Source organism: Bifidobacterium parmae (genome assembly GCF_002860365.1).
Classification (GTDB): Bacteria; Actinomycetota; Actinomycetes; order Actinomycetales; family Bifidobacteriaceae; genus Bifidobacterium; species Bifidobacterium parmae.
In genome coordinates this window covers 1-20,275 of the sequence record NZ_NMWT01000001.1, presented here as the reverse complement: position 1 = coordinate 20,275, position 20,275 = coordinate 1, and the positions used below count along the sequence as shown (strand labels likewise).

Annotated in this window: 15 protein-coding genes and 1 pseudogene; 5 read left to right on the top strand and 11 right to left on the bottom strand. The window is 68.0% G+C overall.

The window, feature by feature from the left end; genetic code table 11:
- Positions 1–193: 193 nt before the first annotated feature.
- Entirely contained in the window at positions 194–1,480 is a 1,287-nt protein-coding gene (gene serS / locus Uis4E_RS00075) for a serine--tRNA ligase (protein ID WP_101621270.1), read from the bottom strand.
- A gap of 379 nt (positions 1,481–1,859) precedes the next feature.
- Between serS and Uis4E_RS00070 the strand changes: the two genes are divergently transcribed.
- A complete protein-coding gene (locus Uis4E_RS00070; RefSeq protein WP_101621269.1) occupies positions 1,860–2,990 on the top strand; it encodes a diacylglycerol/lipid kinase family protein in 1,131 nt (376 codons plus the stop codon).
- A 6-nt stretch (positions 2,991–2,996) separates the two neighbouring features.
- On the opposite strand, the gene Uis4E_RS00065 is transcribed toward Uis4E_RS00070, so the two are convergent.
- Together Uis4E_RS00065 and Uis4E_RS00060 are read right to left on the bottom strand one after the other, a co-directional pair.
- Positions 2,997–3,830 carry a PRD domain-containing protein gene (locus Uis4E_RS00065; RefSeq protein WP_101621268.1) on the bottom strand — a complete coding sequence of 278 codons (834 nt, stop codon included), beginning with the start codon at positions 3,828–3,830 and terminating at the stop codon, positions 2,997–2,999.
- 142 nt (positions 3,831–3,972) lie between these two features.
- Positions 3,973–6,084, bottom strand: coding sequence for a glucose PTS transporter subunit IIA (locus Uis4E_RS00060; protein ID WP_207764524.1), 2,112 nt, complete (start codon positions 6,082–6,084; stop codon positions 3,973–3,975).
- Between the two features lie 400 nt (positions 6,085–6,484).
- On the opposite strand from Uis4E_RS00060, the gene pgm reads away from it, so the two are divergent.
- Positions 6,485–8,161, top strand: a complete 1,677-nt coding sequence (gene pgm, locus Uis4E_RS00055) for a phosphoglucomutase (alpha-D-glucose-1,6-bisphosphate-dependent) (RefSeq protein ID WP_101621408.1) — start codon at positions 6,485–6,487, stop codon at positions 8,159–8,161.
- A 76-nt stretch (positions 8,162–8,237) separates the two neighbouring features.
- Here pgm and Uis4E_RS00050 read toward each other — a convergent pair whose 3' ends face one another.
- From Uis4E_RS00050 to Uis4E_RS00025, 6 genes are read right to left on the bottom strand one after another with little or no spacing between them, the layout of a single operon-like run.
- Positions 8,238–9,593: a hypothetical protein gene (locus tag Uis4E_RS00050; protein WP_133125349.1), complete on the bottom strand. Its 1,356-nt coding sequence runs from the start codon at positions 9,591–9,593 to the stop codon at positions 8,238–8,240.
- Positions 9,594–9,607: 14 nt separating this feature from the next.
- Positions 9,608–10,933 (bottom strand): hypothetical protein, encoded by a 1,326-nt coding sequence (locus Uis4E_RS00045; RefSeq protein WP_101621265.1) that lies wholly within the window; start codon positions 10,931–10,933, stop codon positions 9,608–9,610.
- Positions 10,930–11,811 carry a heme ABC transporter ATP-binding protein gene (locus Uis4E_RS00040; protein WP_101621264.1) on the bottom strand — a complete coding sequence of 294 codons (882 nt, stop codon included), beginning with the start codon at positions 11,809–11,811 and terminating at the stop codon, positions 10,930–10,932. The genes Uis4E_RS00045 and Uis4E_RS00040 overlap by 4 nt, the downstream gene beginning before the upstream one ends.
- Entirely contained in the window at positions 11,808–12,908 is a 1,101-nt protein-coding gene (locus Uis4E_RS00035; protein WP_101621263.1) for a FecCD family ABC transporter permease, read from the bottom strand. Before Uis4E_RS00035 ends, Uis4E_RS00040 begins: the two co-directional genes overlap by 4 nt.
- On the bottom strand, positions 12,905–14,140 hold the full coding sequence (locus Uis4E_RS00030; RefSeq protein ID WP_207764521.1) for a heme/hemin ABC transporter substrate-binding protein: 1,236 nt from the start codon (positions 14,138–14,140) through the stop codon (positions 12,905–12,907). The genes Uis4E_RS00035 and Uis4E_RS00030 overlap by 4 nt, the downstream gene beginning before the upstream one ends.
- Before the next feature lie 5 nt (positions 14,141–14,145).
- On the bottom strand, positions 14,146–16,533 hold the full coding sequence (locus Uis4E_RS00025; RefSeq protein ID WP_101621262.1) for a fibronectin type III domain-containing protein: 2,388 nt from the start codon (positions 16,531–16,533) through the stop codon (positions 14,146–14,148).
- A 740-nt stretch (positions 16,534–17,273) separates the two neighbouring features.
- Here Uis4E_RS00025 and Uis4E_RS00020 point away from each other — a divergent pair.
- A complete protein-coding gene (locus tag Uis4E_RS00020) occupies positions 17,274–18,224 on the top strand; it encodes a ribonuclease H family protein (protein ID WP_423734895.1) in 951 nt (316 codons plus the stop codon).
- A 95-nt stretch (positions 18,225–18,319) separates the two neighbouring features.
- The gene (rpiA, locus tag Uis4E_RS00015) at positions 18,320–19,018 is read left to right on the top strand and encodes a ribose-5-phosphate isomerase RpiA (RefSeq protein ID WP_034527071.1); all 699 of its coding nucleotides are present in this window, start codon (positions 18,320–18,322) and stop codon (positions 19,016–19,018) included.
- Between the two features lie 134 nt (positions 19,019–19,152).
- On the opposite strand, the gene Uis4E_RS00010 is transcribed toward rpiA, so the two are convergent.
- Both Uis4E_RS00010 and Uis4E_RS00005 read right to left on the bottom strand, forming a co-directional pair.
- Positions 19,153–19,242 carry a 30S ribosomal protein bS22 gene (locus tag Uis4E_RS00010; protein ID WP_004268639.1) on the bottom strand — a complete coding sequence of 30 codons (90 nt, stop codon included), beginning with the start codon at positions 19,240–19,242 and terminating at the stop codon, positions 19,153–19,155.
- Positions 19,243–19,347: 105 nt separating this feature from the next.
- On the bottom strand, positions 19,348–19,962 hold the full coding sequence (locus Uis4E_RS00005) for a hypothetical protein (protein ID WP_101621260.1): 615 nt from the start codon (positions 19,960–19,962) through the stop codon (positions 19,348–19,350).
- Positions 19,963–20,096: 134 nt separating this feature from the next.
- Between Uis4E_RS00005 and Uis4E_RS11770 the strand changes: the two are divergent.
- A pseudogene (locus Uis4E_RS11770) lies at positions 20,097–20,275 on the top strand (DNA repair protein RadA); the annotation flags it as partial.

The window sequence follows — 20,275 nt, the reverse complement described above, 5'->3', positions numbered from 1 at the left end:
TGCGGAACACGCCCCTCCGCCTCCGCGGTGGCGCGCTGCGGCAGCGCACCGCAGCGGCGCGCCCCGCACCCATACACCGCACCCAACATCCCATGGTGCGGTGAAATCCCCATGGTGCGGTGACACAAAACGGCTATTTCCCGCCGTTATGGAGATTGTGTGTTACCGCACCATGGGGATTAGGTTGGGGGTGTCAGGCTTCCCACTTGGTGGGTTCGATGACCTCGCGGCCGCCCATGTAGGGGCGCATGGCCTTCGGGATCTCGATGGAGCCGTCCTTCTGCTGGTGGTTCTCGAGGATCGCGACGAGCCAACGGGTGGTGGCCAGCGTGCCGTTGAGCGTGCTCACCGGGCGGGTGGAGCCATCCTCGGTGCGCTCGCGGATGTTCAGGCGGCGGGCCTGGTACTCGGTGCAGTTCGAGGTGGAGGTGAGCTCGCGGTAGCGGCCCTGGGTCGGCACCCACGCCTCGCAGTCGAACTTGCGAGCGGCGGAGGAGCCGAGGTCGCCGGCGGCGGTGTCGATGATGCGGTACGGCACCTCGACCTTGGCGAGCATCTCCTGCTCCATCTCCAGCAGGTGCTGGTGCTCCGCGTAGGAGTCCTCCTGCTTCGCGTAGACGAACATCTCCACCTTGTCGAACTGGTGGACGCGGATGATGCCGGAGGTGTCCTTGCCGGCGGCGCCCGCCTCGCGGCGGTAGCAGGAGCTCCAACCGCAGTAGCGCAGCGGGCCGTTGCCGAGGTCCAGGATCTCGTTCTCGTGCATGCCGGCCAGCGCCACCTCGGAGGTGCCGACGAGGTACTGCTCGTCGGGCTCGCGCAGACGGTAGATCTCGTCGGCGTGGGAGTTGAGGAAGCCGGTGCCGCGCATCACTTCGGGGCGCACGAGCGTCGGGGTGATGGCGAGCGTGAAGCCGTGCTCCTCGGCCTGGTCGACGGCCATCGTGAGCATCGCGATCTGCATGCGGGCGACCTGGCCGCGCAGGAAGTAGAAGCGGGAGCCGCCGACCTTGACGCCGCGGCGCATGTCGATGCCGGCGACCTCGGTGCCGAGGGTCAGGTGGTCCTTCGGCTCGAAGCCTTCGGCCGCGAAGTCGCGGATCTGGCCGACCTTCTTGACGACGACGTAATCGTCCTCGCCGCCTTCCGGCGCCTCCGGCTCGACGATGTTGGAGAGCTTCCACATGGCGGTGGTGTATTCCTCGGACGCGGCGTCCGCGGCGGCCTTGTACTCGGAGACCTTGTTGGCGAGCGCCTTGGTCTCGGCGATCAGCTTGGCCTTCTCGTCCGCCGGGGCGGCGGCGACCTTCTTGCCGATCTCCTTCTGCTGGGCGCGGGCGGCCTCGAATTCCTTGAGGGAGGAGCGGCGCGCCTCGTCGGAGCGCAGGACCTCGTCGACGAGTTCGACGGACTCGCCGCGCTTGCGCTGGGATTCCTTGACGACATCGGCGTGTTCGCGAATGAATTGAATATCAAGCATGCCGCCCAGCCTACCGCCGTAAGCCGACACGCGGGAGACTGCGTCCTGCATCGAGGACCCGTCCGCTCCGGCGATGCAACGCAGGTGTCTCCGCGCCCGCCGCGTCCGGACCGCGCCAACCATGGCGCGCATCCGACGCCTACGGACCTCGCAGCGTCGGCGCCATGCCAATCATGGCACGCATCCGACGCAAACAGCTAGCTCAGCGTCGGTTCCGCGCCAGACGTGGCATGGAAGCGACACCGAACGGGCCCGCCGCGTCCGGACCGCGCCAAGGCCGGCACGCATCCGACGCCTATGGCCTTCGCACGTGCAGGAATCGTTCAATTATTCCGTGGCGATGCGGGAATCTTAGCGTCAGGTGAGCAGAATAAAGATTATGCCCACAGCCGCAGTCATCATCGCAGTAATCCTCGGCGTCGTCGCCGTCATCGTCGCAGCCGCGCTCGCCATGCGCGCGTACCGTCGCCGCCGTCTCGCCGAGAAACTCGTCAAACGCGATGACGACCAGGTGCATTACGCGTTCATCATCAACCCGTCGAAGCCGCAGGCGGACGCCCGCCGCGCGCGCATCGAACGGTTCTGCGAGGAGAAGGGGCTCACGGAGGTCGAGTTCATCGACACGCAGCTCGACAAGGACGGCCGCGCGTGCGCGCTCGAGGCGCTCGCGCACGGCGCGGACGTGGTCGTCGCGGTGGGCGGCGACGGCACGGTGCGCACGGTCGCGTCGGCCGTGTCCGGCACCGGCCACGCGCTCGGCATCGTGCCGATCGGCACCGGCAACCTGTTCGCGCGCAACATGGGCATTCCGGTGGACGACATCGACGCGGCGCTCACCGTGGCCACGTCGCACGGGTCGCGTCGCGTGGACATGGGCCGTCTCGCGCTGCTCGACCATCCGGAGGAGGATCATGCGCACGCGTTCCTCATCATCGCGGGCGTCGGCTTCGACGCGGCGATGATCGACGACACCGATCCGGAACTGAAGAAGAACATCAGCTGGCTCGCGTATTTCGTGGGCGGCGTGAAGAACCTGTTCGCGCCGAAATACCGTGCGAACGTGACGATCCGGAGCGCGGACGGCAGCACGCATTCGACGCGCGGGCTCGTGTTCCGCACGTTCATGGCCGGCAACTGCGGCCAGATCCCCGTGTTCTCGCTGATGCCGAACGCCTCGTTCAACGACGGCCTGCTCGACTTCGAGATCATCGACACGACGGGCGGGCTCATCGGATGGGCGAACCTGTTCGGCGACGTGGTGCACCAGACGATCACCGGCAAGGCGGAGCAGAACCCGCTCTCCACGAATTCGACGATCGACCAGGTGCAGGGCGTGAGCGCGGAGCTCGTGCTGGAGAAGCCGACGCCCGCGCAGGTGGACGGCGACATGCTGCCTGCCACGCAGCACATCCGGTTCACCGTGGACCGTGAGGCGCTGATCGTGCGCGTGCCGGAGATCACGCGGCAGGATCCGTCCGCCACCGGCACGATGGAGCCGATCCGGGCGTAGGGAGCGCTATGCGGCGGTGACGCGGGCGACGTGGAGGGTGAGGTAGGCGATCTCGTCCTCGGTGAGCGTGGTGTCGAGGCGCAGTTCGATGAGCGCGGCGATGCGGTGCGCGCATTCGGCGGCCTGCGGATACGATTCCATGATCGACGTGACGATCGCCTCCGGCTCGCGGTCCAGCTGGCCGTGCTGGTGGATGCGCACGAACAGGTAGCGCAGATGCGTGATGAAACGGCCCACGTTGACGGAATGTTCATCGAGCGTGATGCCGTACGTGCTTTCGATGACGGCGAGCAGCTGCTGGATCACGCCGGTCATCGCATACGTGTGGCTGAGGTCGCCGGTCGAGAATCCGGCGTTGACGAGATGCAGGGCGAACGCGACGCCCTCGTTGTCCGACAGCACGCCGTTGAGCCGCCGGTTCAACGCGGCGAGCAGCGCACGCCCCTGCTCGTATTCGCGTTCGTACAGCGTCTGCACCTCTTCGGTGAGGGGGTAGGCGATGGCGGGGATGCGGTTCTTGACGCGGCGCAGCGCCCCGCACACGTGGTCGGCGAGCGCCATGACGAGCGTGGGGCTCTGCGCCGCCTCCTCCCCCATGCCGATCTCGTCCATCGCGTCGGAGACGAGTCTGATGATCTCGGGCGGGATGTCGCCGAGCAGTTGCGCCATGTGGTCGGGGTCGCGCCCGTCGGAGGGCACGAAGACGCGCGCCACCTTGGCGCGGTCGACGGTCATGCCGGGTTTCGCCTTGAATCCGAGGCCGCGGCCGGTGAGGATGACCTCGCGCGTCCCGTCCTTCGCGAGAACGACGTTGTTGTTGAAGACGCGCAGTATTTCCATGACATCCCTTTCACCGCAGGACCCGCGGGAAGGCAACGGCCGGTCGGCCTCGTCGCGGATCCTTTCCAGCATAGCCGACGCGCCGGCCCGGAAGCCTTGGCGGCGATTGCCGCCGAAGCCCCGGGCCGGCGCGTCGGAATGGTCACTTCTCGATGGCGATGACCTCGTCGCCGGCCTTGACGTCCACGTCCGTCTTCGGAGTGACCGCCTTGAGCATGGCCGTGTTGAGGACCGTCATCAGCGTGGTGGTGCTGTAGCCGGCTTCCTTCACCTTGTCGAAGTCGACGTCGACGAGCGGATCGCCGGCGTTGACGCGATCGCCCTTGGCGACCTTGACGTCGAAGCCTTCGCCGTTCATCTTGACCGTGTCGATGCCGACGTGCACGAGCACTTCGACGCCGTCGTCGGTCTTGAGGCCGAACGCGTGGCCGGTCTCGGCGACGGTCTGGAGCACGCCGGAGACCGGGGCCTTGACCACGGAGGCGGCGGGCTGGACGCCGACGCCCTCGCCGAGGGCGCGGGAGGCGAACACCGGATCGCCGGCGTCGTCGAGGGAGACGACGTGGCCGTCGACCGGGGCGACCACGGCGGTGGTCGGCGCGGCCTCGGCGGCCGGGGCGGCCGGAGCCTCCTCGGTGGCGGTCGCGGCGGCCTCAGCAGCGGCCGGGGCGGCCTCGACGGCGGCCTCGCCCTTGCCGGCCTTGGCCTTCTGGGCGGCGGCGACGCGGGCCTTCACTTCGGCCTTCTGCTCCGGAGTGCGGTAGTCGAGGGTGATGATGAGGACCATCGAGGTGAGGAACGCGGCGGCGATGGACACGGCGTAGACCCACATCTGGTCGAACACCGGGATGGTGAGCAGCGAGGTGAAGGCGAAGGCGGTGGTGGTCACGCCGTGGACGCCGGCGGAGGACGGGAACAGCCAGCCCAAGACGGCGATCACGACGCCGCCGACGCCACAGCCGACGAGCATACGGGAGTAGATGAGCTTGTAGCGCAGGTGGATGCCGTAGAGGGACGGCTCGGAGACGCCACCGAGCAGGCCGGCGGCGAGGGCGCCGATGGAGGTCTGGCGCATCTGGTCGTCCTTGTCGCGGATGGAGAGGAACAGCACGCCGGCGGTGGCGCCGAAGCAGGCGAAGTTCCACGTGCCCATCGGGCCCTGGATGAAGTCGTAGCCCATCGACTGGATGTTCATCAGCATGAGGGCGTTGAGCGGCCAGTGCAGGCCGAGCGGCACGAGGAACGGGTAGAGCAGCGGGATCGCGATGGCGAAGATGAAGGGCGCGTGGCCGTTCATCCAGGCGAGGCCGACGCCGAGGCCGTTGCCGACCCACACGCCCAGCGGGCCGATGAGGAAGGCGGTGAGCGCGCCGACGATGATCATCGAGAAGAACGGCAGGAAGACAAGCTGGACGGAATCCGGGATGATCTTCTTGAGTCCGTGGTAGACGAGGGCGAGCACGGCGGCCATCATCAACGGGACGAACACGTTGCCGGAGTAGTCGGACAGCTGCATCGGCAGGCCGAACACGGTGGCGGTGCAGGAGGACGTGCCGAGCGTGGTGTTCTCCACGCAGCTGACGGCGTCGCCCCAGGTCTTCGTGTCGGACAGGGCGGTGAACTGCGGGGTCATGAGCGCGGCCATGATGGCGCCGCCCAGCCACGGGTCCACCTTGAGCTTCTTGGCGGCGTTGTAGGCGACCATGATCGGCAGGAAGTAGAACACGCCCTTCCAGATGGCCTTGATGAACATGAGGCCGGTGTTGGCCTCGTCGTTCGGGATGACGTCCAGCGAGATGAACAGGTTGACGAGCGCGATGATGATGGACGCGCCGAGCAGGACGCCCAGGATCGGGCGGAAGGAGTCGGCCAGGTACTCGAAGAAGTTGTCGAGCCAGGCGACCTTGCCGCGCACGCCCTGGTTGCGCTTGGCGGCCTTGAGCTCGGCATCGCTCATCTCACCGTCCGCGGCGTCGGCGTCGACGGTGCCGGAGCCGAGGCCCGCCATCTCGGGCAGGTGCATGATCTCGTCGTACACGGAGGCGACCTGGCCGCCGATGACGACCTGGTAGCGGTCGCCGGACTGCGGCACGGCGCCCAGCACGACCTTGTTGCTGTCGAGCGAGGCCTGATCGACCTTGCCACCGTCCTTGAGTTCGAAACGCAGTCGGGTGGCGCAGTGCGTCAACGACTTGACGTTGGCGGCACCACCGACGGCGGTGATGATCGCCTTGACATCGTCCTGATGCGACATCGTGTTCTCCATTTCCTTCATTCCATATGTCGCAGTTCCCCCACGTGTCAGGTCGGCATTGGCCCAGACAACGAAAAAGACCTGAGGCAAGAGTCTGAAACCGTAGGGGGATATGCGCCTTGTGGGCGACCGTCCCTATGGTTTGGCTCACGCCTCAGGTCTTGCCTCGAAATCTTGAGTAGCAACCCTGCTAAGGAAACTGACAGTGCGTCACTATAACAGAACGGTAACGATTGTGCAAACCTTTTCATCGCCGTCCGTGTCGTGAGGGCTCACACGAATCGCATGTGAACCCTCACACGAATCCGCGCGGAATTCAACGGGCGTTCACACACATTTCAGAACAATTAATCACAGAACATAACGTGTTGCGCGGTCCCATCGCCGTACAATGGGATTCATGGTAGCAAACAATGCGGGCAAGCCCGCCACCCCAGAAGATCTGATCAACGTCGATGAGGTCATCGGCAAGTACTATGACCTCGTCCCCGATCCGTCCGTTCCGGAGCAGCGTGTCATCTTCGGCACCTCCGGCCACCGCGGATCGTCCCTGAAGACCTCGTTCAACGAGGCCCACATCGTCGCCATCTCCCAGGCCATCGCCGAATACCGCAAGAAGGCCGGCGTCACCGGACCGCTGTACCTCGGCTCCGACACACACGCGCTGTCCGGCCCGGCCAAGAAGACCGCGATCGAGGTGCTCGTCGCCAACGGCGTGCATGTGCGCATCGACTCCCGCGACGACTTCGTCCCCACCCCGGTCGTCTCCCAGGCGATCCTGACCCACAACCGCGCCGCCGACGGCACCCAGCGCTTCGAAGGCGAAGGCCTGGCCGACGGCATCGTCGTCACCCCGTCCCACAACCCGCCGACCGACGGCGGCTTCAAGTACGATCCCGTCACCGGCGGCCCCGCCCCGGCCGACGTGACCAACGCGATCGCCGCCCGCGCCAACGAGCTGCTCGGCGACTACAAGAACGTCAAGCGCGTGCCCTACGAGGAGGCCGTCAAGTCCGAGTACGTCGAGGGCTTCGACTTCCGCGAGCACTACGTTGCCGACCTCGGCAACGTCATCGACTTCGACGTGATCCGTTCTTCCGGCGTGCGCCTCGGCATCGACCCGCTGGGCGGCGCGTCCGTCAACTACTGGCCGCTCATCAACGAGAAGTACGGCCTGAACATCGGCGTGGTGCGCCCGGAGGTCGATCCGACCTGGCGCTTCATGACGATCGACCACGACGGCAAGATCCGCATGGACCCGTCCTCGCCGTACGCGATGAAGGGCCTCGTCGACCAGCTCAACGCCGGCGCGTGGGACAAGTACGATCTGGTCGGCGGCACCGACCCGGACGCCGACCGCCACGGCATCGTCTGCCCGGACTGGGGCGTGATGAACCCGAACCACTACATCGCCGTGTGCGTCGAATACCTGTTCGGCGGCAGCCGTCCGGACTGGCCGAAGGGCGCCGCCGTCGGCAAGACGCTCGTCTCCTCCTCGCTGATCGACCGCGTCGCCGCGTCGATCAATGCGAAGGTGCTCGAGGTCCCGGTCGGCTTCAAGTGGTTCGTCGACCCGCTGTTCTCCGGCGAGGTCGCGTTCGGTGGCGAGGAGAGCTCCGGCATGAGCTTCCTGCGCCGCGACGGCCGCGTGTGGACCACCGACAAGGACGGTCTGATTCCCGACCTGCTGGCCGCCGAGATCACCGCGAAGACCGGCAAGAACCCGGCCGAGCTGCACAAGGACCAGGTGGCCCGCTTCGGCGAGTCCTGGTACAAGCGCGTCGACACCCCGACCACGCTCGAGCAGAAGCAGAAGTTCGCCTCCCTGTCCGGCGACGACGTGACCGCCACGCAGCTCGCCGGCGAGGACATCACCGCCAAGCTGACCGAGGCGCCGGGCAACCACGCCAAGATCGGCGGCCTCAAGGTCACCACGAAGGACAACTGGTTCGCCGCCCGTCCTTCCGGCACCGAGAACATCTACAAGGTGTACGCCGAGTCCTTCGAGAGCCCCGAGGCCCTCGACAAGGTGCTCGCGGAGGCCTCCGAGGTCGTCGACAAGGCCCTCGGCGAGTGACGTCGGTCTCCCCGTTCCTCTGACGGGAAATGAGTGAGACGCTAAGGCGCCCGGATCCCAGATCCGGGCGCCTTTGTCATAGCCCCAGCCGCCGGTCGAGCTCGGCGGCGGCGTCGAGGCCGAGGCGGTGGCGGATGAGACACCCGGCTGCCAGTGGCAGTGCGGAGGCGACGGCCACCGCACCGGAGCCGACGGCGATGGTCCGCGCGTTGTCGGCGATGAGCATCGTGCGGTCGTCGGAGCCGTCGGCGGACGCCGCGGCACCCGTATCCGCGGCACCCATATCCGCGCCGTCCGCCGACGCATCATCACCGGAGGACTGCGCCGCGGTGTCGGACGGCGCCGCCGCGGCAGCGGTCGTCTTCTTCGTCGCGGAGGAGCCCGAGCCTGCACCGGTGCCCGGACCCGCACCGGTGCCCGAGGCCGACGAGCCCGACCCCGATGCCGTTCCCCCCGCGGCGGTTCCGGCGGCGGGGCTGCCCTCCCCCGCATCCACGACATACGACGCGTCGTACTGCACGTACAGCGGCAGGGTCGGCTTGGCGAAGTCACGTGCGCTGCCCGACGTGTACCAGTAGGCGGATTGCCCGGTCCCCATCTGAAAGTCGACGAACGACTGTGGGAACGCGCCCCAGTAGGCGGCGTTCGCCGCGTCCTTGCCGGCCTGCGAACCGTGGTCGCCGTTCGCGTCCACCGCGACGCCGAGATAGTCGGGGGTCGCGGTGAAGCCGTGGTCGGAGACCGCCTTCGCGACGTCCACCGCGTTGCCACCGGTGAAGTCGGCGAGGTGGATCTCCTGCGGTTCGAGCGTGAGCCACTTGCTCGCGTCGTTCATGTCGGCGCCGTAGCCGGAGGCGGTGGCGGTGAGCGCGCCCGTGCCGTCCGCGTCAAGCGTGAGCGTCGGATCGGTGACGGACCAGTACGTCATGCCGCCGTAGTAGGCGACCGTCCACGAGCCCTTCCAGCTGATGGTCGTCGCGCCGTCCGCCCGCACCGTGCCGGTGCCGCCGGAGAGCACGACCTGTGATTCGGTGTTGATGGAGCGGCCGTCCGCGCGTTTGCCCATCGTCACGTTCGCGCCGTCGCGGGTGAGGCATTTCGACGTCCAGGTCGCCTCCACCCATGCGCCGTCCGCATCGGGTTTGACGATGCTCACGTTCCCGTCGTTCGCCGTGTAGAGGCTTTCGTCCCAGGTCTTCGAACCGCCCGTGTTCGCGGCGACTCCCGCGGAGAGGAAGTTGCAGCCGCCGAAGAACGCGGCCGAGTTGGTCTCGTCGTTCATGCCCCAGCGCAACGTCACGTCGGCGAGTTTCGTGGCGTCCCCGTCATCACCGGAGCCGTCATCCGCGGCGAGCGCGGGCGCGACGACGGCGACCGAACCGGCGCACACGGTCAGCGCCGCGGCGAACGCGCACAGCGTTCTCAGCATCATGCGCCACACGCCCATCACGCGACCTCCTGCACCGTCGCCGCATCGGCCGCCGCGTGACGGGTGAAGAACCCGCGGATGTCGGCCGCGCGACGCGCGACGCCGGCAGGCCGAGCATCCGAATCCCCCGCGACTGCGGGCATCACCGTGGTCTCCCCCATCGGCGACGCGAGCACCTGCGTCTCCTCGCCGGCGGCGCCGATCCCCGCATCCGCCGGCAGTCCCTGCGCGCGACCGGCCTTCGCCTGTTCGCGCGCCAGACGTTCGGCCTGCTTGCGGCGTCGTTTCGCGGATTTGAGCTCCTCCCGCGCGCGCACGGCTTCGGCGCGACGCTCACGACGCGCCATCTCCTTCTCCAACGCGGCCGGCGAGACGCCGAGCAGCAACGATTTCGCGGCGAGATAGCCGCCGTATCCCGCCGCCAACACGATCACGGCGATGCCGAGGATGATCGCTGCAGCGACGATCAGCCATCCGGCCACGCCCAAGGTCGGGGTTCCCATATTCGCTCCTTCAGCCATCACATCCGCGGCCTGTCGCGCGGCGTCGTCCGCGGTCGTCGCACCGCCCGCGCTCTTGCCGGTCTTGCCGCTCTTGCCGGTCGCGTCCGAACCGGACGCCGCCCCCGTCTGCTGCCCCGACTCGCCCGATTGCGCGGCGCCGGAGTCCGCGGCATCCGCGGCGGACGAGGCCGTCGCGCCGAACGTCAACGGCGTGAACGTCTCGTTGTTCGCGTTCGCGACGCCGTGCGCGCCGATCGTGATGATGCCGCACTGCACGGCCGTGCAGTCCACGTCCGACGGATTGCCGGAACGATCCGTGCTCGTGAACCTCGCGCCGGGCACGGTGATCGTCGCGCCCCACGTGCCGTCCGCGGCGATCGTGCCGCCGTTCGCGGCGCTCGCCGTCGAACTGCCGGGGAACGCGACGAACACGTCGTAACCGGCCGGATCGTTCTCGTCGTCCGGCACGTACTTGTAGGTCTCGCCGGTCACGCCGCCCTGCGACGGCTTCCACGAGTCGCCGCCCGGATCGGACACCCATCCGAACAGCACGTAGATGCCGCCGAACCCGTTCTTCACGGACTGGAACCCGCTGCCGGACAACGCGACCGCCGTGTTCCCGTCCGGGTTGAGCGTGCCGCCGTCCACGCTGACGGCGACGCTCGCGCCGGCGGCGTAGGCGGACGGCACAAGAGCCGACGACGCGGCCCCCGGCCACACGCCGGCCAGTGCGGACGCGACGAGCATCGCCGCGGACAGCAACGCGGACGCGACGCACGCCGTCAGGCGCGTCGCAACGTGCGGCGCCACGCGGGCGGTCATCCTCTTCCTCGTCATCATCGCGTCTCCTCTCTCTGGACGGTCCGGCGGCGGCCGTACACGTGACGGTGCACGGCCGGCCGCTCCGGCAGGATCACGAGACTCCCGTCGCCGCGGCGCAGCACCTCGATCGGGCACTGGTACACGGCGGACAGGCGCGCGGACGTGAACACCTCCTCGGGCGCGCCGAGCGCGGCGATCCGGCCGCGCTCGAGCAGCGCCACGCGATCCGACCATGCGGCCGCCGCGTCGAGCGCATGCACGATGACGACGACCGCGCAGCCGGCCTCGGCGTAGTCACGGCCCAGGCGCATCAGCATCTCCTGATGCTTCACGTCCATCGCCGCGGTCGGCTCGTCGAGCAGCAGGATCGGCGCGGCCTGCGCGAGCACGCGCGAGAACGCGGCGCGCCCGCGCTCGCCGCCGGACAGCGACGTGTAGACGCGTTCCGCGAGCGGCGTCGACTCGGTCATCGCCATCGCCGACGCGACGACCATGTCGTCGTCGAGCTCGTCGGGCGTGCCCTCCCACGGCGAGCGGCCCATGCGCACGATGTCGTCGACGGTGAACGGGAACGTGACGTCCACGTTCTGCATGAGCACGGACCGTCGCATCGCGAGTTCGGTCGCATCCCACGCGGCGAGCGGGTTGCCGAACAGGCTGATCGCGCCGGACGTGACCGGCACGTCACCGGTGATCGCGCCCAGCATCGTGGATTTGCCGGCGCCGTTGGGCCCGGCGATGGACAGCAGTTCGCCGGCGCGGATGTCGAGGTCGATGCGATCGAGGATCGTGCGGCCGTCGATCTCGACGCCGACGCCGTTCAGTTCGAGCACCGTGTCGCCCGGCCGCGGCGGGACCGGCGGGCGATGCGTGCGGTTCATGGCCGTGAGTTTCATGCCCAACCTCCCGACTTGGAGCGGCTGCGGCGCAGCAGCCAGAAGAAGAACGGTCCGCCGACAAGCGAGGTGAGCATGCCGATCGGCAGGTCCGCGAACTGGATCGTGGTGCGCGCGGCGAAATCGGCGATGGTGAGCAGCAGCGCGCCGCCCAGCGCGGAGGCGGGCAGCAGCGCGCGATGCCCGGGGCCGATGATGAGGCGCAGCAGGTGCGGCACGACGAGACCGACGAACGCGATGATGCCGCAGAACGCGACGGCCGACGAGACGAGCAGCGCGACGACGAGCATCGAGCAGAAGCGCAGGCGCTCGACGTCGACGCCAAGATGACGGGCCGGCTTCTCGCCGAGCGCGAGCAGGTCGAGCCGATGCGCCATGAACTGCACGGCGATGACGCCGACCACGCACATCGGCGCGACGAGCGCGACCTGGTTCCAACGCGAGCCGTTGAACGAGCCCATCTGCCAGAACACGATCTGGTCGCGGGCGGAGGTGGGCGCGGCGAACGTGCAGAACGAAATCAGCGCGCCGGCCACCGCGTTGACGGCCACGCCGGTCAGGATCAAGGTGACGACCTCGGTGCGGCCGTCGCGGCGGGCGAGCAGGTATACGGACAATGTGGTGAACAGGCCGCATGCGAAGGCGAGGGCGGGCGTGGTGAGCGCGCCGAGGAAATCCCAGCCCATGAGGATCGAGCAGCTCGCGCCGACGGCCGCGCCGGAGGAGACGCCCACCGTGCCCGGCTCGGCGAGCGGGTTGCCGAACACGCCCTGCATGAGCGCGCCGGCCACGCCGAGCGCCGCGCCGACGACGATCGCCATGACGATGCGCGGGAAGCGCACGTTCCACAACGCCTCCTCGCCGAACGCGCGGGTCGGGCCGTCGAGCCAGTGGAGGCCGACCTTGTTGAGGACCGAGCCGAGCACCTGGTCGAAGGGGATGATGAGCTGGCCGAGCGAGGCGGAGACGACGGTCATCACGACGAGCCCGGCGGCGAGCACGATGAAGGTGAGGGCGGTCCTGCCGACGCGCGGGGTGCGGGCGGCGAGACCGAGGTCGGCCGCGTTGGCGGCGATGCGCGCGTCACGTTCGGTCATGACTTGTTCTCCTGCTGCATCTCGTCGAGTCGTTTCTGGATGACTTCCGGCTTGTTCTCCGGTTGGTAGCTGTGTTCGGGCGCGTAGACGGCGGTGGCGAGCGCGGCCAGCACCTGCGCGGTCTGCGGGCCGAAGCTCATGATCTCGTAGTCGCTCATGTCGACGATGCGCCGGTGTTGCCCGGCTGGCGTCTCCGCGATGCCGGGCATGGCGAGCATGCCGTCGACGCCGCCCGCGGATTCGACGCCGAGGGTCATCGCGAGGATCACGTCGGGTTTCGCCTTGATGAGCGCCTCGGAATTGGTGGGGGCCATGCCGTTGAAGCCGACCTCCTCGGCCACGTCGACCGCGCCGATCGACTGGATGAGCGAATCCGCGCCGGAGCCTTCGCCGAACCAGTAGTAGATCGACTTGCCGCGCACGTAGAGGAACACGATGCGGGGGCGTCGCTTCTCGTCCGTGGGGACGAGCGTGTTCCGGATGTTCTGGATGGTCTGGCTGATCTCGCTGTTCGTGCGCTTGACGAGCTGTCTGCCGAGGTCGCTCACGCCGAGCGCGTCGGCGACGGCCTGGATCTGCGCGCCCACGCCGGAGACGCCTTTCTCGCTTTCCAACGGCACGAACACGACCGGGATCCCGGATTGGCGCAACTGCAACTGCACGTCGTATGGGCCGATCGACGTGTCGGTGATGATGACGGTCGGTTCGAGCGCGAGGATCGCCTCCGCGTTCAGATCCATGCCGTTGACGGTCACCTTGGGCAGCTTGTCCATGCCGGACGAGCCGGTGGCCGTGTCGCGGCCGACCAGGTTGCAGCCGAAGCCGAGCGCGTACACGGCCGCGGCGAGACCGCCGTTCTGGTTGAGCGCGAGGATGCGCGTCGTGTCGGTCACGGTCTGCTTGGGCCCGTCCGCGCTTTCCACGGTGACGGGCAGCCGCTGCTCCTCGAACGGCACGTTCGTGATCGGGATGATCTGGTCCGACCGCGTGTATGCGGTCGTGGGACCGGTGATTTCGCGCGGATCGGTGAGCTGCGACTGCGTGACATCGGGCAGTTGCGGCGGATTCGGCTCGGTGGAGGCGGTCGGCACGTCGCATGAGTCGAGGCTCGCCTCGGAGATCGTGCCGATGTTCGCGCACCCGCCGAGCACCAGCAGGCACGCGGCCACGGCCGCCGTCGCGGCGCGCGAGATGGCGCGGTGACGGCGGCCGTTGCGGGAGTCGGTCATCATCCGCGTCAGGCGTTGCGGCGGCGCAGGATGGTCACGGCGGCCGCGGCGACGGCGAGGGCGATCATCACGCCGGCGAGCGCGGCGACGGAGGCGCCGGTGGCGCTCAGCTTCGCGGAGCCGTCGGCGTTCGTCGTGGCATCCGCGGTGCCGGAACCGGTCGTGGTCGAGCCGTTCGAGCCGTTGCCGTCGGTCGTGCCGGTACCGGTGCCGTCGGTAGTGCCGTCACCGTCACCATCACCCGTGGACTGGTCCGGAGCGGGATTGACCGGATTGTCGAGATCGGACGTCGCGGCGGCGGAATCGCCGATCTTGTTCGCGGCGACGACGGACGCCGTGTAGGCGACGGCCGGATCGAGGTCGGTGAAGACGGCGGTGGTCGTGTCGGCGGCGACCTGCTGGGTCTTGGCGCCGTCGGCGCGGGTGGTCGGGGTGAGCGTCACCGTGTAGCCGGTGATCGCGGAACCGCCGTCGTCGGCCGGAGCGGTCCAACCGACAATCAGCTCGTGCGCGGCGGATTGGCGGACGGTCACGTCGCCCGCCGCGCCCGGCGCGGTGGCGGCAATCGTGACCTGAGCGGAGGCCGGGGACGCGGCGGACGCGCCGATCGCGTTCCTGGCGACGACGGTGGCCGTGTAGTCGACGCCCTTGGCGAGACCGTCGAACGTGGCGGCGGTCGCGGCGGCGTCGACGTCCTGGGTCTTGACGTCGCCCTTGCCGTCGGCCGGGGTGAGCGTCACCGTGTAGCCGGTGATCGCGGAACCGTTGTCGGCCGGGGCGGTCCAGGTGACGGTGGCACTGGTGCCGTTCGCGGCGAGTGCGGGGCGGGCCGGGGCCTCGGGGGCCTTCGGCTGGGCCTTGAGCGTGATCGCGGTGGCGGTGTCGAGGCGACGGTCGGTCAGGGACAGACCGTGCGCGGCGGTCGTGCCGACCACGTAGGTCTTGCCGTATTCGAGCGAGCCGGCGGGCACGGTGACGGTGGCGGTGAAGGCGCCGTCCTTGATGTCGGCGGCCTTGACCCACGCGGCTTTCACGAAGTCGTTCGCGGAGGTCGGGGTCTGGCCGGCGTTCCACTTGCTCGTGTCGGCGACGACGGCGTACGCGCCGTAGAAGGCGGCGCCGCCGGTGAAGCCGGTGCCCTTGACGGTGAACGTGTTCTCCACGGCCGGATCGATGTCGGCGGTCGGCTCGACGGTGATGGCCGGCGTGGCGGCCGGATCGGCGTTCGGGGTGACCGGGTCGGAGGCCGGGGACGCGGCGGACGCGCCTTCCGCGTTCTTCGCGACGACGGACGCCGTGTAGGAGACGTTCTGCGCGGTGAGCTTGCCGAACGTGGCGGTGGTGGCGGTCGCGTCCACGTCCTGGCTGACCGGGTCGCCGGTGGACGGGGTGAGGGTGACGGTGTAGCCGGTGATCGCGGAGCCGCCGTCCTTGGCCGGGGCGGTCCAATCGACCTTCACGCGGTACGGGTCGGCCATCGTGCCGGCGACGGTCGCGGTCGGCTTGGCCGGCGCCTCGGGCGCGGTGGCCTGCGGCTCGGGGGTCTTCGCGGTGTAGGCGACCTGGATCTCGGCGGGGGCCTTGCGCTGGTCGGCGGCGCCGCCGGAGGCGTACCAGTACGGGCCGGAACCGGTCTTGGACACGAAGTCGAGGAACGGCTTCGGCCAGCTCTTGAACATCGTGCCCTGGCCGTCCACGTCGGTCTCGTTGAAGTCGGGGGTGACGACGGTGCCGTCGTCCTTCACGTCGACGTTCGAAAGCGTGGCGATCTCCACGTCCTTCTCCTCGTCGAGCACGGCGAACTTGCTCGTGTCGTTCATGTCGGTGGCCCATCCGCCGAGCGTGGCGGTGAGCTTGCCGGAGCCGTTCGTCACGGTGAGCTTGAGGTCCTTCGCGTACCACTGGTTGAGGCCGGAGTAGTAGACGACGGTGAACGCGCCGTCCCACGAGATCTCGGCGTCGTCGTTCGCGGCGTCGATCGTGCCGGAGCCCTTGGTGAGCTTGACGCGGTTGCCGCTGCCTTCGCCGGTCGCGGAATAGGCGGCGGGCAGGTCCTTGCCGTCCGGCGTGGTCTTGAGACCCGCCCAGGTGGCGGCCTGGTATGTGCCGTCGGCCTGCTTCTTCTCGATGGACACGTTGCCGTCGGATTGCTTCCACTCGTTCTCCTCGACGGAGTCGCTGGCCGAGGTCTTGTCGACGATGCCGGCGGACAGGAAGTTGAACGTGCCCGGCGCGTAGGCGCGCCAGTTCGATTCCTTGTTGAGGCTCCACGTGAGCGTGGCGTCGCTGGTGGTCTTGGATTCGGCGGCGTGCGCGGTCGGCGCGACGAGGCCGGCGCCGAGTGCGGCGACGGCCGCGAACGCGGCGATCACGGCGCGGCGGGATGATGCGGTCATCCTGGGGTCCTTTCGTTCCTTCGTTCCCTTGCGGAGGTTCCTCGCGGATTCCGCCCCTGATTCCCTTGAGTCGCTGGCGGGCGGCCGCGAAAGCATTTCGCAATCTACGAAGGATTCTTTTGAAAGAACAGTCTTGTGTCCACGCGATTCCGCCGCTATTCGCACGCGCACGATGGCAGATTCTCCACGCGAAATCAATAGCTGTGAGAAACCTCACATTCCCGATGCGCGGGAACACCAACCCAAGAAACGCGATTCCACGCACGTGTCGCGCGGCTGAGTGAGCGACGGGCCCGGAGTGGACACCCAGGCAAGCGGGATAATCCTCCATGCACTCGGATGTGCGCCACACAATGCCACACGGACCGAAGTGTGGAGCACTTCCTCGCCACGCAACGCCGGAATCGCATCTCCATGCGTCGTGTGGCGCAGCTCCTCAGCCACACTTACGCGGAATCACCGATTCGGGCCGAGTGTGGCGCAGTATCGCGCCACACAAGCACGAAACCACCTGCACATGGCGTTGCGTGGCGCAAACGCGCGCCACACAGCATCGCAGCACCCCTTGTGTGGCGCAAACGCGCACGACACCAGGCACCGCGCCCGCCGGCGCGGTACCCGCGAAGCGGACGGGGGACGGTCGTCCCCATCACGCCCGCGGGTGCCATTAGGGTGGAGGTATGACTGACACGATTGTGGTATCGACGGACGGGTCCGCGCTCGGCAATCCGAACGGGCCGATGGGATGGGCGTGGGCCGACCATGCGAGGGACGCGGGCGGCGACCCCGGCCACGAGCACGATTCGCGCGGCTACGACGCGGGCGGCGCCACGAACGGCACCAACCAAATCGGCGAACTGTGCGCCGTGCTCGAAGCATTGCGCGCGCATCCGGGAGAACAGCAGCTCATCATCGAATCGGATTCGCAGTACGCGATCAACTGTTCGACGAAATGGGTCAAAGGCTGGAAGCGCAACGGCTGGAAGAACTCGCAGAAGAAGCCGGTCAAGAACCGCGAACTCATCCAGGCGATCGACGAGGCGATCTCGAAACGTCCCGGTCCCGTCGAGTTCAGATGGGTGAAGGGGCACGCGGGCAACGCGGGCAACGAGCTCGTCGACGAGCTCGCGCGCACGTACGCCGGCGACTGCCGGTCGGGCGCGCGCGACGGATACCTGCCGATCGAGGGATGGCGTTCGCTGCTGAACTCCGAGTACTCGCGCGGCACCGACGTGCCGCCGGACGTCCAGCTCGTGCTGGACGGCAAGGCGGACGCGGCGAGCCTGCGTCGCGACGCGGGACGGGCCGCGACGCAGGACGACTCGGGATCGCGGAAGAGTCTCGCGGACCTGCTCGCCGAGCCGGAGGGCGTGCCGGACGATCTCGGCGGAGTAGGCGGCACCGCGCCGGACGCGGCGGAGACGCGCACGGCGTCGTCGCACACGGAGATCGCGCAGTCCATGTCGCTCTCCGCGCAACCCGCATCTCCCGTGCAACCCGTCGCACAACCCGCACTCCCCGCGCCGAGCGGACTGAGGGTGACGGGCGACGTGCGCTTCTCGCCCGCGCCGAAGACAAGTCCGTACTTCGACGGCATGCCGATGCATGTGCGCGGGTACATCGCGGTGGACGGATTCGTGGACGGCGACGGCAATCTCACGATCACGGACGCGGATTTTCTGCGCGACTGAACATTTGGCGAACACGAGCGCACACACCCGCGCACAATCTTCCACCCGCGTTAGGATGGAAACGACTTTTCATATGGAAGGAAAGGATTCACATCATGGATAAGGCACAGCAGGACGCCCTCAAGAAGGCCGCCGGCATCGAGGCCGCCAAGCTCATCGAGAACGGCATGATCGCGGGCCTGGGCACCGGTTCCACCGTCAAGTTCCTCGTCGACGAGCTCGGCCGCCGCGTGCAGGAGGAAGGCCTCCAGTTCACCGGCGTGACCACCTCCCGCCGCACGCAGGCGCAGGCCGAAAGCTACGGCATCAAGATCGTCGACATCGACGACGTGGACCACATCGACGTGACCATCGACGGCGCCGACGAGGTCGACAAGAACTTCAATGGCATCAAGGGCGGCGGTGCGGCCCTCCTGTGGGAGAAGATCGTGGCCACCAACTCCGACAAGATCGTGTGGATCGTCGACGAGTCCAAGGTCGTCGACACGATCGGCAAGTTCCCGCTGCCGGTCGAGGTGATCCCGTTCGGCGCCGGCCACGTGATCAAGAAGTTCGAGGCCAAGGGCTACAAGCCGGTCCTGCGCCTCGACGCCGAAGGCAAGGAGGTCCGCACCGACGAGAACAACTACGTCGTGGACCTGCACCTGGAGAAGATCGAGCACCCGTTCGAGCTGGCCGAGGACCTCATCAACACGGTAGGCGTCGTCGAGCACGGCCTGTTCCTCAACATGGTCGACAAGGTGATCGTCGGCGATCCGAACGGCCCGCGCGTCCTCACCAACGGCAACAAGTGAGTCGGTTCACGTCCGACTGAGCAGGTCGGCCGGGCCCGATTCCGCGTCTGGCCCGGCCGACCTGCGAGCATAAACGAAGACCCCCGCGAACCTTCCGGTCCGCGGGGTCTTCTCATGCCTTGATGCAGGTAAGACTACTTGCGCTGGTGGCGGGTCTTACGCAGCAGTTTGCGGTGCTTCTTCTTGCTCATCCGCTTGCGGCGCTTCTTGATGACGGAACCCATCTGAAGCCTCCAATCCGATTAATCGTAAAAGTTGCAACTCGCACGAGTATACACGTTCTCGCGGACTACGCCACCCGTGCGTCGCCGTGAGCCCCGGGGCTCCCCTTACAGCGGGAACTTCTGGTAGAACCGCTGGACCGCGGCCTTCGAGCCGGTGGCCTGGAACACGACCGTGTCGTTGCGCCACAGGGCGGTGGCCTTCTTCGCGTCGCCGGAATCGGTCTTCACCACGTAGTCGCCGGTGGTGTCGCCCTGCACCTTCACCGCGCCCGAGGCGATCGACTTGCCGGTCAGGTTCTTGGCGAGCGCGTCGTACTGGGTCTTCGCCGGGTCGGACGTGCTCCACTGGGCGACGACGAGCGTCACGTCGGCGGCCTTCTTGCCGGTCGAGTAGGTGAGCGTGTACTCTTCGAGCGGCGTGGCGGAGTTCCACGTGGTCGAGGCGTCGGCCTTGGTGCGCGCATAGTTGAGCACGCTGTCCGGCATGGCCTTGAGCAGTTCGGTCGCGTTGTCCGGCAGGGCCGTGGCCTTGATGCTCGGCGTGGTCGGCTCCGCGGTCTGCTGCGCACTGTTCTGCGTGCCGGTGGCGTTCTTGTTGAGCGCCCATCCGGGCCAGACGAATGCGGACAGCAGGGCGAGGACGACGACGAGCGCAGCGGCGATGATGACGGCGATCAGCTTGCCGTGGCCGTGCTGCGCGGAACTACGAGTATTCGACATGGTTCCGATTGTGGCACAGCCTTGTGACGCTGCGGCCGGCGCGGAACGCCGGTGACGCGGCGCGACACTCCGAAGGACGGCGATAAACCGGTATACATCTACCGGTTTATCGATTGCGTGCGTATCGTCGAGGCATGGCGAAGACGAATGTGCAGTACCTGTGCTCGGAATGTGGCTGGACGGGCACGAAATGGTACGGGAAATGCCCCGAATGCGGCCAGTGGGGCACGGTGGACGAGTTCCACGAGGCCCGGCCGGCCGCCGCGCGCCGGAGCGGCGCGGGCGTGGCCGGCGGTGCCGGCGCGGGCCGTGG